Origin of the sequence: Amycolatopsis iheyensis (assembly GCF_024703995.1) — a bacterium.
GTDB classification, from domain to species: domain Bacteria; phylum Actinomycetota; class Actinomycetes; order Mycobacteriales; family Pseudonocardiaceae; genus Amycolatopsis; species Amycolatopsis iheyensis.
The window spans coordinates 92,486-108,462 of sequence record NZ_JAMXQV010000025.1 but is presented as its reverse complement, the minus strand read 5'-3'; the positions used below and the strand labels follow the sequence as shown (position 1 = coordinate 108,462).

Here is a 15,977-nt window from a genome sequence, read left to right as displayed (position 1 = left end):
GCGGCATCCCCTGTCTGGCGGGCCGGGAAACGGTCGAGCCGGGTCAGTGTTCCACCGGTGGGCCGCCGGCGTGAATGGTTTCGGAAATTCGGCAGGCGGTCAGTTTCCCGGCCACGCCGTCGCGCAGCAGCGCCGAAATCCGCTCGTCGCGGTATTCGCGCCACGGCGCGGTCCGGGGGTCTTCCGCCAGCACCTTGCCGATGAGCGAGGTCAGCACTTTGCCGCCGCCCGCTTCCACGAAGTCCGTCACGCCGGCGTCGCGCAGGTACCGGACGCCGTCGGCCCACCGGACCGGGCGGATGACCTGCGCGGCCAGCACTGCGCGGATGGCGTCCCCACCGGACGCGTAGGGCAGGCCGGTCACATTGGTGACGACGGGTGTCCGCAACTCGTCGAAGGTGACCGAGTCCAGAACCACGCGGAATGCCTCGGCGGCCGGTTCCATCAGCGGTGAATGGAACGCGCCGCCGACGCGCAGCGGGACGAATCCGCGCACGCCGGCCGTCCCTTCGAAAACCGCCCTGAGCCGGTCGAGTTCGGCCGTGGGCCCGGCCAGCACGAACTGTTCCGGCGCGTTGTGGTTGGCGATGACGACGCCCGCCGCGTCGTGCGCCGCCAGCGTTTCCTCGATGACCTGCTGGGGAACGCCGACCACGGCCGCCATCCCGCCGCCGGCGCACCGGCCCATCAGCTCCGCGCGGTGCCGCACCAGCGTCAAGCCGGTCACGAAGTCGAAGGCGCCCGCCGCGAGGAGCGCGTTGTACTCGCCCAGGCTGTGCCCGGCCAGGTAGTCCGCGGCCGGGCTCGCGGCCCGGTGGTGCAGTGCGTTGACGACGTAGATCGCCGGCTGCGCGTACTCGGTCCGGCTGAGCCGCCGGCCGGGATCGGCGCGGCACAGTTCCTCGACCGAGTACCCGAGCACGTCGTCCGCCTGCCGGGCGACGTCGGGGAAGCGCTCGAACAGCCCCCGGCCCATGCCCCGCCGCTGGCTTCCCTGTCCGGGGAACACGAAGGCCCGCATCAGCCGGCCTCGTGGTAGGTGGCCGCGCACGCCCGCTCGATCGCGGCGCGCGGGCCGTCCTCGTGCAGGAGGGTCATGTGGTTGGCCGCCTCGACGTCGACGACGCGCAGGCCCGGCAGCTCCCGTTCCCAGTCCTGCCAGTAGGTGACGTGGTCGAGCGAGAAGGTTTCGCCCGCGACCTGGAAGTACGGCTCCAGCTCTCCCAGGAAGAGACCGCGGCGGTTCCGGAAGTACGTGCACACCGGCGCTTCGGGCTCCTCGAGCGGCCGGATCCGGAACTCGTCGACGCGGTAGGCCAGCTGGACCCGCATGTTCCGCTCGACGAAGTGCACGATCCGGTCGCGGTCCATGGCGAGCCCCCGCTCGGCCGCCAGCTCGGCCAGCCGCCGCACGAACGCCGCGTCGCCGGTCACTCCGGCGACTTCGTCGCGGTGGATCAGCCGGGGCCGGACCTCGTCGAGCTGCTTCTCCCCGGCCGGCCACAGCATCGAGTTCACCACCTGGAGCGCGGCGCTGCGGGCCGAGCCGGACCCGGTTTCGTTCGACTTCGCCCAGCCGGTGTTGTCCGGCGAGTCCACCATGGTCAGCGACCGCACGACCTCTCCGCGCTGCTGGAGCAGGCGGGTGATCTCGTACGCGACGAGCCCGCCGAGGCAGAACCCGCCGACGTCGTAGGGCCCCTCCGGCTGCACCGCGCGCATGATGTCCAGGTAGTACCCGGCCATTCCCGGAATGCCTTCGACGGGCTCGTCGTCGGTCAGGAAGCCGCGGGCCTGGATCCCGTAGAACGGCCGGGTGATCGACGCGGCGATCGTGCGGTAGGCCTCGACGCCGGCCAGTGCGCCGTGGACCCAGAACACCGGGCGGCCTTCGCCGACGTCGTTGAGGTGCAGCAGCTCCGGGAACCGCGCCCGCGCGGCACTCCCGCCGGCTTCGGCCAGCCGGGCGGCCACGTCGTCGAGGGAGTCGTGCGTCTGCAGCCACTCCGGCCGGAACGCCGGGAACGCGCCGCGGAGCCTGCTGAGCACGCCGGTCAGGAGCAGCGAGTTGAGGCCGTAGGCCGCGAGTGGTTTCGCCCGGTCGATCTCCTGTTCCGGCAGGCCCAGCACCGAGGCGACGACACCGGTGACGAAGTCCGCCGGCCCGGGCGTGCCGGCCGCGCTCGAGTGCTGCTCCCGCGCGAAGCAGAACCGCCGTTCGAAGGGGTAGCCCGGCAGCGGAACCCGCTTTCCCCCTTCCGGTGAGCTCCACTCGACCGGCCGGCCCGCGGTCCACTGTTCGGCGAGTGCGCTCAGGCGCGTTTCCCCGCGCTGGGCCTCGGCGACGACCCGGGACCGCGCGTGCGGTTCGGCGTCGAGCCAGTCCCGGAGCGCGGCGGCCGCTTCGGTGGTCGTCGCGGCGATCACGGCGACGCGGCAGTCCATCTCCTCCCGCCCGGTCCGGAGTGTGTAGACGACGTCGGCGAATGCCGCCGGGTCCGCGGCCGCCAGCCGGACGGCGAGCCGCTCCGCCCGCTCCCGGAGGGCTTCTTCGGTCCGGGCCGAGAGCACGAGGAGCCGCGGCCGGATGTCCTCGGCGCGGCCGGGACCGCGTTCGACGTACTGCTCGAGGACCGCGTGCGCGTTCACTCCCCCGATGCCGAAACTGTTGATGGCCGCCCGGCGCGGCAGCGGGCGGCCGGCGTCGTCGGTGCGCTCGGGCCACGGCACGGCCGTTTCGGCGATCCGGAAGGGCGTGCCGGCGAAGGAGAGCTCCGGGTGCAGGCCGCCGAAGCCGGGAATGGCCGGGACGACCCCGCGCCGCAGGGCTTCGACCGTCTTCACCAGCGCGGCCAGTCCCGAGCACACTTCGGTGTGCCCGATGCACGGCTTGAGGCTGCCGAGGTAGGTGACGTCGCCGTCGGCCCGCGGGCTCGCGCGCAACGCCGTGAGCTCCGCGCTGTCGGCCAGCAACGTGCTCATGCTGTGGGTTTCGATGTAGGCGACGGAGCCGGGGTCGACCGCGGCGTCGGCGTAGGCACGTGTCACGGCCGACTTCATCCCCCGGATGTTCGGGGCAGTCGGGGACACGCCCCGCCCCCCGTGGACCACGCCGGTCCCGCGCACGACGCCGTAGACGAAGTCGCCGTCCTCGATCGCCTTGGCGAGCGGCTTGATCAGCACGGCGGCGACCCCTTCGCCACGCGCGGTGCCGTCGGCGTCTTCCTGGAACGGCCGGACGTTCCCGGTGGCGCTGAGCATCCCGCCGGCCCGCATCACCTCGAACGCGGCCGGTGACGCGGCCAGCTGCACGCCGCCGACCAGCGCCTGCTCGCACTCGCCGGCCCGGATGGCCCCGATGGCCCGGTGCAGTGCCACCAGCGACGACGAGCACGTCGTGTCGTAGTGCTCGCTCGGGCCACGCAGGTCGAACAGGTGCGAAAGGCGTCCCGGGATCATCGCGGGCGTCGGCAGGCCCAGCATGCTCACTTCGCCGTCGGGCGCGCCGGGCCGGTACTCGCTGTTCGTGGCGGCGACGAAGACCCCGGTCGGCCGTTCGCGCAGCTGCTCCGGCCGGTAACCGGCGTCTTCGACGGCGTTCCACGCGGTCATCACCAGCAGGCGGAGCTCGGGTGGGAGCTGCCGGGCCTCCGTCATCGACATGCCGAAGAACAGCGGGTCGAAGTCGTGGACGCGGTCCAGGAACCCGGCCTGCCACGCGCTCGTGTCCGCGCCCGCCCAGTCCGCCCAGTCCGCGCGCCCGGCCGGCGGGGCGCTCAGGCGCCGTTCGCCCGCCTCGACCAGCCGCCAGAACTCCTCGACGTCCTCGGCCCCGGCGAAGCGCGCGGCCATCCCGACGATCGCCATCCCGGTCGGCTCGGCGGCGGGGATTTCCGGGGCCGCGGGGGTTTCGACGCGGATCCCCGAGGCGTACTCGGTCGCGATGAACTCGCCGAGGTCCGCCAGCGTGGTGTATTCGAAGAGCAAGGTCACGTCCAGGTCGAGCGCGAGTGCGGCCCCGACCGCCCGGGCCACCTGCACCGCGTAGATCGAGTCGAGCCCGTAGTCCGCGAAGGCGCCGTGCCGGTCGATCCGGGCGGGGTCGACGCGCAGCGACTCGGCGAGGATGCCGAGCGCGACACCCTCGACGTACTCGCGAAGCCGGTCGGGAGCCACGGGTTCCTCGCGAACGCGCACCGGCTCGGCGGCGGGGGCAGCCGGGGCCGGCTCGCCGGAACCCGGCTGGCGCACGACGCCGTCGCTCACGGCCACGATGATCTGCTGGCCGAGGTCCGCGGCTTCCGCCGCGGGCCAGGTGACCGGCTCGAACCCGGCCTCGGCCAGTACCCGCTGCCAGCCTTCGGCCGACAGCAGCGGGCTGCCCGGGATGCGCGTTCCCGTGTCCTCGAACCGCCACCAGCCTTCGAGCAGCGCGAAGGTGAACTGGTTGATCAGGATGTTCGCGGTCGCCTCGTTGAGCAGCAGCAGGCCGCCCTTCCGGAGCGCGGCCTTGGTGTTGCGCAGGGTGGTGCGGATGTCGCGGGTGGCGTGCAGCACGTTGGCGGCGATGACGACGTCGTGACCGCCGACGTCGATCCCCTGCTCCGCCACGGGTCGCTCGATGTCGAGGAGCCCGTAGGTCAGGAACGGGTTGTCCGGCCCGTAGGACCGCTCGGCGTGGTCGAGGAAGGCGCGGGAGAGGTCGGTGTAGTGGTACTCGCGCACGGCGAGGCCGGCCGCGCGGACGGCGTCGAGCACGATGGCGCTCGTCGCCCCCGTGCCCGCGCCGATCTCCAGGATCCGCGGCGCGAAACCGGGTTCGGCCTCGGCGCGCTCCCGCAGGTGGGCCACCAGTTCGCCGGCCAGGACGCGGTTGAAGAACACCGACTCCGGGTTGGCCTTGTACACGTTCTCGACCAGTTGCGTGGAGCCGCCGGGGAACATGATCTCCGTGGCGCGCCGGTTCCCGGTGAGGACGTCGGGGAGCGCGCGGAGCATCGTCTCCAGCAGCACGTGGATGTCCGCCAGGTCGGGGTTGTCGCGCCACCGCGGTGCTTCGGCGTCCCACTCCCGCCAGAGTTCGCCGGACGGCCGGGCCGGCCGGGATCCGGGGTCCCGCACCGGGTAGCCCGCGGCCGCCAGCACGCGAACGGACTCGGCGAACCAGGCGTCGTACGCCGGCAGCAGGCCGGCCGCTGCCGGTCCCCGTTCGAACGCATCCAGGGAACGCAGGCCGGCCCAGAGGAAGTCGAGCAGCAGTCGTTTCATCGGGGTTCCTCCGCAGTACGCACGGTCAGATCGCCAGCGCCGTCAGGTCGGCGACCCGTGCGCGCAGCTCGTCCAGGTCGTCGAACTCCTCCCGCGGCGCCCGGGAACCGGCCGGCGGCGCGGCCGGCGATCCGTCCGGGAGCAGGAGGACTTCGTCGTCGCCCACGGTGATCCCGCGGGCCGGGCCGGACTTCGTCAGGGTCAGCCGGCTCGCCGGGCCTGCGCAGAGCCGTTCGACCGCGGCCACGAACTCGTCCGGGCTGATGAGCGGGACGTCGGTGTTCAGCAGCGTGGAGCGGCCGGCGCCGTCCGTCGCGTTGGTGAAGCAGTAACCCAGGTTGATCACCTTGGCCACACACCCGTGCCGCTGCGGCACCGTCGCGGCGAACGAATCCATGAACGTGCAGGCGGCCGCGTAGTTCGCCTGTTTGATGGCCTTCAGGTAGGAGTTGATCGACGAGAGGAACAGCGCCAGTTCGAGCGAGTCGCCGCCCCAGGCGTCCAGTAGCCGCACACTCGCGTCGACCTTGCTCCGCAGCACGTCGTGGAACTCCGCTTCGGTCATCCTGGCCAGGCTCGCACCCGCGAACACGAGCCCCGACTGGACGACGCCGTGCACGGGGCCGAACCGCCGGTCGGTTTCCGCCCGCGCGGCCCGGAGGGCGGCGGCGCTGGTGGCGTCCGCGCGGATGTAGTGCGGCGGCGGGCCACCGGAACCGGCCGCGCGGCCGATCGCGGCTTCGACGCGCGCGTCACGGGGTCGTCGGCCCAGCCACACCACCTGGGCGCGGTACCGGCGGATCAGGTGCTCGGTGAGGGCCACGCCCAGCCCGCCGGCCCCGCCGGCGATGACGTAGGTGCCGCCCTCGCGGAACCGCGACGACTCCGGCGCGCCGGCCCGCACGGGCAGCAGGCGCTGCCGGTACCACGTGCCGGCCCGGTGGATCCGCAGGTCGCCGTCCGGGTCGGCGGGCTGGCTCAGCACGGCGGCCAGCGAGTCGTCGTCGTACGCCTCGACGTCCGCGACCCGGACCGTCCACAAGGGATACTCCTTGGCGGTCGAGCCGGCCAGGCCCGCGATCCCGGCGTGGGCGGGATCGATCAGCTCGGTCTCGTGCACCGCGTGCGCGCGGTGCGTGATCAGGGTCCACCCCAGCCGCCGGTCGCCGTACCCGGCGGCGAGCACCGCCTTCACCGTGCGGAAGACCTGCAGCGTGCCGGCGGACTGGGCGTCGATCAGACGGTCGGCCGAGGACTCCGCCGCGTGTTCCGGCGCCACCCAGATCAGGTGGTCGAACAGGGGCGCGTCCCGGACGGCGTCGTCGATTTCGCGCTGCGAACCGTAGGCGGGCAGCACGTGGGCCGCCGGGTACCGGGCGGCGAGGACCTCCCGCGCGGCCGGGCTCGCCGCGACGACGCCGACGACGTCCGCGGTCGACGGCCAGGTTCCGGTGTCGCTCTCGCGGACCGGGTCCCAGGACGGGAGCAGGGTCAGGGCCGCCGGTTCGGCCCCGGCGCGGCGGACCGTGATCCCCCGCAGGGCCAGGCACACCTCGCCGTTCTCGCCGGCCAGGTCGACGTCGATGCGCCCGGCGTCCGGCCCACGGCGGATCCAGGCCCACATCTTCGCGGTGCACGGCCGGAGGATCTCGGCCCGCTCGATGGCGAACGTCAGGCCGCCCTCGGCGTCGCCGGTGCCGGTGCCGGGGAGCAGGCGCATGGCCTGCAGCGCCGAGTCCACCAGAACCGGGTGCAGGGGGAACTCGCCGGTCACTCCCTCGGGCAGTTCCAGCTGCGCGAGCACGGTTCCGTCGCCTTCGTACCCGGCGACGCAGCCTCGGAACGCCGGACCGTAGTCGACACCGTGTTCGCGGTATTCCGCGTAGAAGCGGTCCGGCTCCATCGGTGTCCGCCGGAGGTCCCGGAGCAGCGCGGGCAGGTCGAGCGTCCGCCGTTCCGCGCCCTCGCCGGTCGCGAGCCGGCCTTCGCAGTGCGTCACCGGAGTGTCGGACGAGTCCGTGGAGGACACCTGGAACCCACCGTCCGCGCGCACGGCGACGTGCACCTCACGGGCGCCTCCGACGACGTCGAGCGGACGCAGGAAAGCGATGTCCCGCAAGCAGACCACCTCGCCGGCCGACTGCGCGACGGCGGCCCGGACCCATTCGAGGTACATCGCCCCGGGCACGATGGCCGTGCCCCGCACCCGGTGCTCCCGCAGGAAGAACTCGGTCCCGGTGAGCACCACGCGTTCCGGGGAGCGCGGGCGGTCCGGCAGCGGATAGCGGCCCCGTTCGAAGGGGTAGCCGGGCAGCGGCACGCGGTGGCCGTCGCGGAACAGCGCCGCGAAGTCGGGTGTCCCGCCGTCGACGTACTCGGCGGCCAAGCGGCTCAGCTCTTCGTCCGGTGCCGGCCCGGGCTCGCCTTCGCCGGAGAGCTTGCGCTGCAAGTCGGCCAGGTCGTTCGCGACGCAGGCCCAGCGGACCGGGAAGTGCTTGCGTCCCAAGAGAAGCGAGTAGCTCACGTCGGCCAGGTCGAGGTCCGGGTGCGCTCGGCAGTGCCGGGCGAGGCGGGTCAGCTGCTCCCGCAAGGCTTCGTCCGTCCGCGCCGACAGCGCGACCAGCCGAGGGCCGGCCGGCGTGGCCCGCCGGGGCCGGGCCGGCGCCTCCTCGATGACGGCGTGGACGTTCGTCCCGCTGGCCCCGAGGGACGTGACCGCCGCGCGGCGGCGATCACCCGGTGGGGCCACCCAGTCCCGCGGCTCGGTGTGCACGAAGAACGGGCTGCCGGCCAGCACGACGCTGGGATTGGCCTCGCGGAAGTGCAGCAGGCCGGGGATCGTCCCGTACTTCATCGCCAGCAGGGTCTTGATGATCCCGGCGACGCCCGCCGCCTCCAGCGCGTGCCCGATGTTGGCCTTGACCGAGCCCAGCGAGCAGAACTGCGCTTTGTCCGTCGTCGCACGGAAGGCGCGGGTCAGGGCGTTGAACTCCACGGGGTCGCCGAGCTTCGTCCCCGTTCCGTGCGCCTCGACGAGCTGGATGCCGGCGGTGTCGATCCCGAACTCCCGGTGGACCCGCCGGATCAGGCTCTCCTGGGAGCTCCCGTTCGGCGCGGTGATGCCGTTGGAGGTGCCGTCCTGGTTGAGGCCGATGCCGCGGACGACGCCGTGGATGTGGTCGCCGTCGGCCTCGGCGTCCGAAAGCCGCTTGAGCACGATGACGCCGGCCCCCTCCGCGGGGACGAACCCGTCGGCGGCCGCGTCGAACGAGCGCGACCGCCCGGACGGCGCGAGCATCCCGGCCCGCGAGCCGGCGACGTAGACCCGCGGCGAACACTGGACGGCGACGCCCCCGGCGAGCGCGAGGTCGGTCTCGCCCGTCCACAGTCCTTGGCACGCAAGGTAAACGGCGGTGAGCGAACTGGAGCACGCCGTGTTGACCGTCATCGCCGGACCGTGCAGGTCCAGGTAGTAGGCCAGCCGGGCCGGCACCATCGAGTTCATGTTCCCCCAGTACGCCTGGGCGGGGTAGGCGAAGGGGGAAGTCAGGTCGAAGTAGTCGCCACCACCGCTGCCGACGTAGATGCCGCAGCGTTCCCGGTCGATCGACGCACCGGCGTGGCCCGCGTCTTCGAGCGCGTTCCACGCCTCCTGGAGGAACAGCCGCTGCTGCGGCTCCATGTAGCCGGCTTCGGCGCCGGAGATGCCGAAGAACAGCGGGTCGAACTCGTCGATGCCGGTCATGAACCCGCCGTGCCGGCAGGTGGTCTGCCCGTCCGGGAGGTCCCAGCGGGTCACCGGGGTGACCGGGTCGTGGCCCTCGGCCATCTGGCGCCAGAACTCGTCGAGGTCCCGGGCGCTGGGGAACCGGCCGCTCATCCCGATGATGGCGATGGGTTCCCGCAGCCGGGGCGCTTCGGTGGCCGGCGGCGGTTCGGTCTCCTGCGAACGGGTCGGCTGGGCCTCCGGCGACCGGGATGACCCGGTGACCGGCTGCGGCTCGATCTCCCGCGGCCGGACCTCCTCCACGCGCGGCTTGTCCTTCGGCCGATGAGCGGTGATGTCGCCGCCGTGTTCCTCGACGAGGAACTTCGTCAGCCGCCGGATCGACGGGTTGTCGAACAGCACGCTGGCGTCGAGGTCGGTGCCCAGCGCCTCGTTGAGCATCCCCACCATGGTGACCCCGGTGAGGGAGTCCAGCCCGTAGTCGGCGAACGGCGCGTCGGGCTGCAGCTCGTCCCTCGTCAGTTTCAGCGACTCCACCAGGCAGCGCGCCAGGGCGTCCTCGACGTACTCCGCCGTCGGGCGTTCCGGCTCGGTGGGGTGGCTCGCTCGCGCCGAGACGATCTGCATCCCCAGCTCCCTGGCCGGTCCGCCCAGGACACCGACCGCGTCGAACCCGTTGCCGCGCAGCACCTCGCGCCACGAGTCCGCCGACAACGCGGGCCCGCCAGGGATGCGGCGGCCGTCGGCGTGGCGGAACCAGCCGTCGAGGAACCCGAACGCGAGGTGCGCCCACCACTCGTTGGCGGTGACCTCGTTCAGCAGCAGGACCCCGCCGGGCCGCAGCAGCGCCCGGACGTGCTCGACGGTCTCGGTGATGTCCCGGGTGGCGTGCAGCACGTTGTTGGCGACGACGACGTCGTACTCCCCGACCGCGAATCCCTGCGAGGCCGGCGACCGCTCCGCGTCGAAGACCCGATAGGTGAGATAGGAGTGATGTCGGGAGAAGCGCTTCTCCGCGGCGTTCAGGAACGCCTTGGATATATCGGTGTACGAGTATTCCGCTATCTCCCCTTCGACGTCGGCCAGCCGTTCGAAGATCCACTTGCTCGCGCTGCCCGTCCCGGCGCCGACCTCGAGGATCCGGAGGCCGGAACGCGCGTCGCCGCGCAGCCTGCCGACCTCGGCGCGCACCTCGTCCGCCAGCGCGCAGTTGAAGTAGTCGGACGCGATGTTCCGGTTGTACACCGCCTCGACGAGGTCGAAGGACCCGCCGGGGAACAGGACGGCCGTGGCCGTCGACCGGCCCGCCAGGATGTCCGGCAGCGCTTCGAGGGAGCGGGTGGTCACCGTGGTCTTGGCCGCCAGCTCCGGATCGCCTTCGTGCGCGGCCGTCCACGCGCGCCAGGCACGCCACGCGCCGTCGAGGTCCGGGGTCCGCGGGAGGTCGCCGGCGCGGCTGAGCTCGCCCTCGTCCGCCAGCACGGTCACCGTGTGGTCGAACCACTTCGCGTGGCTGGTCGCGAGCACGCCACGCCGCCCCGGCTCCCGGAACACCCCGGCCGACCACAGCTGGGCCACCAGCAGCCGGCGCAGGATCGCGTTCATCTCGGCGGTGGTCTGCCGGCGGCGCGCCAGGAACCGGTCGACGCCATCGGCGCCCGCCGCGGCCACGAGCAGGGCTTCTGCACCGGACGATCCAGGCGAGGTGGCCGGCGCGGCCTCGGGCTGGGCGGCCGGTGAGGCGGCAGGCGGTGTCGCGAGCCGGGTGGCAGGCGAGGCGACAGGCGGAGCGGTAGGCGGGTTCTGCGTCGTAGCAGGCCAGAACCGCTTCGTGTCGAACGGATATGTCGGCAAACTCACCCGCCGCGGCGGGGTCGGGCCGTAATAGCGGTCCCATTCGACGTCGATGCCGCTCACCCACAGCGCCGCGACCTTCTCCCAGTCCCCACGCTCGACCCAGTCCGCCCCGAGCTCCTTGAGCTGCGCGGTCCGGGCGAAGAGCGAGACCAGCTCGTCGTCGCCCCGCCGGGCGCTGCCACCAAAGGCCCCGTCGGGCACGTGACCCGCCGCGCACGACTCGAGCTGCTCGATCAACTCGTCGAAGCCGTCGACCACGAACGCCATCCGGACCGCCATCGGCCGCCGTCCGACCTGCAGCGTGTACGCCAACGAGGCCAAGTCACCGCCGTCGGCCGCATACCCGGGCAGAAAGGACAGGAACTCCCCGGCGAGCGCTTCGAGCCGGGAACCGTCCCGCGCCGACAGCACCACCAGGTGCGGTCCCTCCGCCGATGGCGACACCCCGAGGTCCGCGCGTTCGAGCACCGCGTGCGCGTTGGTCCCGCCGATGCCGAACGAGCTGAGCCCCGCCCGCACCGGCTCTGCCCCACTCGATTCCAGCGAAAGATTCCGGTCGGTCACGAAGAACGGCGAATTCGCCCAGTCGATGGCCCGGTTCGGCACGGAACAGTGCAGTGTCTTCGGCACTTCGCCGTGGTGGAGGCTCAGGGCCAGCTTGATCAGGCCGGCGATCCCGGCGGCGGCGTCAAGGTGGCCGATGTTGCTCTTGACCGAGCCGATCCCGACGTAGCCCCGCCGGTCCGTGTAGTGCCGGTACGCCTCGGTCAGCGCTTCGACCTCGACGGGATCGCCCAGCTTGGTGCCCGTGCCGTGCGCCTCGACGTACCGGATCGTCTCGGGGTCCACGCCCGAGGCGTCCAGGGCGGCGCGGATGACGTCGGCCTGGCCCCGCACGCTCGGGGCGTAGAACCCGGCCTTGGCGCCGCCGTCGTTGTTGACCGCCACCCCGCGGATCAGGCAGTAGACGTGGTCGCCGTCGGCGATCGCGTCGCGGGCGCGCTTGAGCACGACCACGCCGACGCCTTCGCCGCCGGTCATGCCGTCGGCCGCGTCGTCGAACGCGCGGCACCGGCCGTCGCTGGAGAAGTTCAGGCCCGGCTGGTGCACGTAACCCAGCTCCATCGTGGACCCGAGGCTGGCCGCGCCGACCACGGCCTGGTCGGCCTCGCCGGAACGCAGTCCCTGGCACGCCAGGTGGAGGCCGCTCAGCGCCGACGAGCAGTTGCTGCTCACCGCCATGCTGGGGCCGCCGAGCCCGAGCCGGCTCGAGATCATCGTGGGGACCGTGCCGCCCTGAGCCAGCAGCCACGCCGCGTAGCTCTCGGTGCTGGCCAGCACCCGGGTCCCGGCGGCGTTCTCCATCAGGCTCGGCAGCAGAGCCTGGTAGAAGTTGTTGCTCACCGACGTGAAGACGCTGGTGCGGGGCACGTCCTCCGGCCGGTGGCCGGCGTCCTCCAGCGCTTTCCACGCGTGCAGCAGCAGGAGCCTGCCCTGCGGGTCCATGAACTCGGCGTCGCGCGGCGAGATCCCGAAGAACGCCGCGTCGAACTCCGCCGTGCCCTCGATCCCCGGCCGGTGCGGCACGTACCCGGCGCGGCCGACCAGCTCGTCGGGCACGCCGAGGGCGCGCAGCTCCTCGGGCGACCAGGACGCGTTGCCCGCCTTGCCGTCCTTCAGGTCGGTCCAGAACGCCCGGTGGTCACCCGCGCCGGGGAACCGGCAGGAGATGCCGACCACCGCCACCGCGTCGTCGAGGTACTCGCGATCGACGGCGGCAGGCGCGGCGACGTCCCGCGAGGCGGCCGCGGGCTCTTCCAGGTGCCGGGCCATGGCCGCGATCGACGCGTGCGCGAACAGGGCGGTCGGCCGCAGGTCGCGGCCGAACACGCGGTTGATCTCGGTCACCACTTCGATGGCCGAGAAGGAGTCCCCGCCCGCGTCGAAGAAGCCGCCCTCGCGGTCGATGTCGTCGCGGCCGAGGACCGCGGTGAAGATCCTGCGCAGGGCCCGCTCGGCCCGGGACGAACCGGAGGCGTCCCGCGCCGGAGCAGCCGGAGTCCGGTCGCCGGCGCCGCGCAGCCGCGCCCGGTCGATCTTGCCGCTGGCCGTCAGCGGGAAGGAAGCCAGCACCACGAACGCACTGGGCACCATGTAGGCGGGCAGGGTCTTCTCCAGGTGCGCGCGCAGTGCCTTCTCGTCGAGGGCGCCCCCGGGCAGCGTGAGGTACGCCGTGAGCCGGTCGCGCTCGACCACCACGACACTCGCGGCGACGTCCGGGTGCCCGTCGAGCGCGGCCTCGATCTCGCCGGGCTCGATCCGGTAGCCGCGGAGCTTGACCTGGTCGTCCATCCGGCCGAGGACGACCAGCTCGCCGTTCGGCAGCCGGCGCACGACGTCGCCGGTCCGGTACATCCGCCCGCCGGGCACGAACGGGTCCTCGACGAACCGTTCGGCGGTCAGCCGCGGCTTCCCGTGGTACCCCAGCGCCACGCCGTGGCCCGCGATGCACAGCTCCCCCGGCACCCCGACCGGCACCGGCTGCGCGTGCCGGTCGAGCACGTACAACCGGGTGTTCGCGACCGGCGTCCCGATGGTCACCGGCTCGTCGGCACCAAGCCGCTTCATCGACGAGTAGAGCGTGGTTTCCGTGGGCCCGTAGAGGTTCCACGCCGCACCGAGGGCCACGAGCCGGTCCTTCAGGTGCTCCGGCAGCGCTTCCCCGGTGCAGAGCACCTTGGCGCCGCCGGTGTTGCGCCAGCCGACGCGCAGCAGCATGGCCCAGGTGACCGGCGTGGCCTGCACGACGGTCGGGCCCCACCGCGTCAGCTCGGCGGCGAGCAGGGTGGCGTCCTTGACCGTCGCCGCGTCGTGGATGCGGCACTGGCCGCCGGTGATCAGCGGCAGGAACAGCTCCAGGGCGGCGATGTCGAAGCTGTAGGTGGCGATGGCGGGCAGCCGGTCGTCCGGGGTGATCCCGAGCGTCCGCCCCACCGAGAGCAGCAGGTTGGTCAGCGACCGGTGGGAAACCACCACGCCCTTGGGCTTTCCCGTGCTGCCCGAGGTGTAGATGACGTACGCCGCGCCCGGCCGCGCGACCGCGTCCCCGGGCTCGGCGGCGGGGACGTCCGGCCGGTCGAGCACGTGCAGCGCGGCGCCGCGGAGGTCCACATCGGACAGTGCGGCCACGGACGCCTCGTCGCAGACGACCAGTCCGGCGCCGCTGTCTTCGACCAGGTACGACAGGCGCTCGGCCGGCAGGCCCGGGTCCAGCGGCACGTACGCCGCACCGGTCTTCATGATCGCGAGCAGGCCGGCGCTCAGGTCGAGCGTCCGCTCGAAACTCGCGCCGACGCGGTCGCCGGCCCGGACTCCCCGGCGCAGCAACGCCTCGGCCAGCGCCGAAGCGCGGTCCGCGAGCTCGCCGTAGGTCAGGGTCCGGTCCCCGCAGCTCACCGCGGGCCGGTCCGGGTGCGCGGCCGCCCGCTCGGCGAACAGCTCCCAGACCGTCCGGTCCCCGGGGTACTCGACGTCGGTGCGGTTCCACTCGTCCAAGACGAGCCGTCGCTCCGCCGGAGCCAGCATCCGCACCCGGCCGAGCTGCATGGGCCCGTCCCCGGCGAGGAGGGCGTCGAGCAGCACGCCGAAGTGGTCGGCCAGGCCCGCGACGGTGGCGGCGGAAAACGCGCCCGGGTGGTACTTCCAGTACAGCTCGAACCCGTCGCCGGGGACGACGTCCAGCGTCAGGTCGTATTCGCCCAGCTGGTGCAGGCCCGCGACGACCTGGAACGACCACGTGTCGCGCAGCTCGGCGGCCAGTTCGCCGAGCCGGCCGGTGAGCGAGAAGTTCTGGTAGTTGAAGACGGCCTGGAACACCGGTGAGCGGAGGTCGCCGCGGTCACCGGTCTCGCGCACGATGCGCGGGAACGGGTAGGACGCGCGGTCGAGGGCTTCGAACACCGTGGCCTGCAGGCGCCGGGCGAACTCCGGCACGGCCAGGTCGTCGGCCGGCTTGCTCCGGATGGGCAGGACGTTGACGAAGTAGCCGACGGTCGACTCGAAGCGGCCCGAAGGGCGCGCGGCCACCGGCATCCCGACGACGATGTCCTCCTGCCCGGTGTACCGGTACAGCAAGGTCTTGAAGACAGCCAGGAGGAGGACGGCCGGCACGACCTCGTGCGCCGCCGCGAACGCCGTGACGGCGTCGGCCTGCTCGCGGGAGAGCCGCGCGGCGTGGACTTCGCCTTCGTGCGGCGCGTCGGGGGGAAGGGTCGCGTGGGTGGGCAGGCCGGTGAGCGGGACCCGCCCGGCGAGCTCCCGCCGCCAGAAGTCCCGGTCGCGGCGGGCCGGCTCGCCATCGAGGAAGTCCCGCTCCCACGCGACGAACTCGCCGTAGTCCGCGGCATCCGGTCCGGCGGGCGGCTCCCGGCCCTCGACCCGAGCCCGGTAGGCGTGCAGCAGGGTGTCGAGCACGAGGCACAACGACGGCCCGTCGAGGATGACGTGGTGCACGACCACGAGGACGTAGACCTCGGCCTCGGCGCGCGTGAGCACCGACACGCGCACCAAAGGTCCGTCCGCGAGGTCGAACGGCTGCTTGGCCCGCTCCTTCAGGTGATCGAGCACGCCGTCGGCGGGCACGTCGGAGATGTCCGCGCGCTCGACCCGGAAGCGGCCGGCGCCAAGGGACACCAGGTGCGGCCCGTCGTCGTCTTCGCGCACCGCGGACGCCAGGATCGGATGCCGCGAAACCGTGTCGTGCAGCGCTTTCTCGAGCAGGACGGCGTCGACGTCCGTGCACGACAAGCAGACCGGAACGTTGTAGGAGTAGGTCTCCGGCTCCATCTTGTGCAGTGCCCACAAGCCACGCTGCCCCTCCGACAGCGGGAGCTTCGCGGGCGCGGCCAGCTCGGCGCGCAACTCCGTCGTCGACAGCTCACCGGCGTCGTACCGGCGAGCGATTTCCCGAAGATCCCTGCTGGCGTCCCGCATTCGAAGATGCTGACAGGTCGGGGAGAGCGCGACACCGTCTCGCTGGCGTGCCCTTCGGAGGTGCCCATCCGGGCACCGAGCCGTTCGCGCCCCTTTCCCGGGCCCGACCGCGGAAACCAGAATCGAGCGGAAT

General features: G+C 72.8%; 3 protein-coding genes. All 3 read right to left on the bottom strand.

The genetic code is table 11. The annotated features are described in order from the left end of the window. Positions 1 to 43: 43 nt before the first annotated feature. From fabD to M8542_RS37100, 3 genes are read right to left on the bottom strand one after another with little or no spacing between them, the layout of a single operon-like run. A complete protein-coding gene (gene fabD, locus M8542_RS37110; RefSeq protein WP_257925017.1) occupies positions 44 to 1,021 on the bottom strand; it encodes an ACP S-malonyltransferase in 978 nt (325 codons plus the stop codon). Beyond that, positions 1,021 to 5,268 carry a beta-ketoacyl synthase N-terminal-like domain-containing protein gene (locus tag M8542_RS37105; protein WP_257925016.1) on the bottom strand — a complete coding sequence of 1,416 codons (4,248 nt, stop codon included), beginning with the start codon at positions 5,266 to 5,268 and terminating at the stop codon, positions 1,021 to 1,023. Before M8542_RS37105 ends, fabD begins: the two co-directional genes overlap by 1 nt. 25 nt (positions 5,269 to 5,293) lie before the next feature. After that, entirely contained in the window at positions 5,294 to 15,844 is a 10,551-nt protein-coding gene (locus M8542_RS37100) for a non-ribosomal peptide synthetase (RefSeq protein WP_257925015.1), read from the bottom strand. Between the last annotated feature and the right edge of the window lie 133 nt (positions 15,845 to 15,977).

What these genes read in the sequence shown, in the direction of transcription:
- M8542_RS37100 (WP_257925015.1), bottom strand. Translation starts at nt 15,844, where the DNA reads ATGCGGGACGCCAGCAGGGATCTTCGGGAAATCGCTCGCCGGTACGAC.
- fabD (WP_257925017.1), bottom strand. Translation starts at nt 1,021, where the DNA reads ATGCGGGCCTTCGTGTTCCCCGGACAGGGAAGCCAGCGGCGGGGCATG.
- M8542_RS37105 (WP_257925016.1), bottom strand. Translation starts at nt 5,268, where the DNA reads ATGAAACGACTGCTGCTCGACTTCCTCTGGGCCGGCCTGCGTTCCCTG.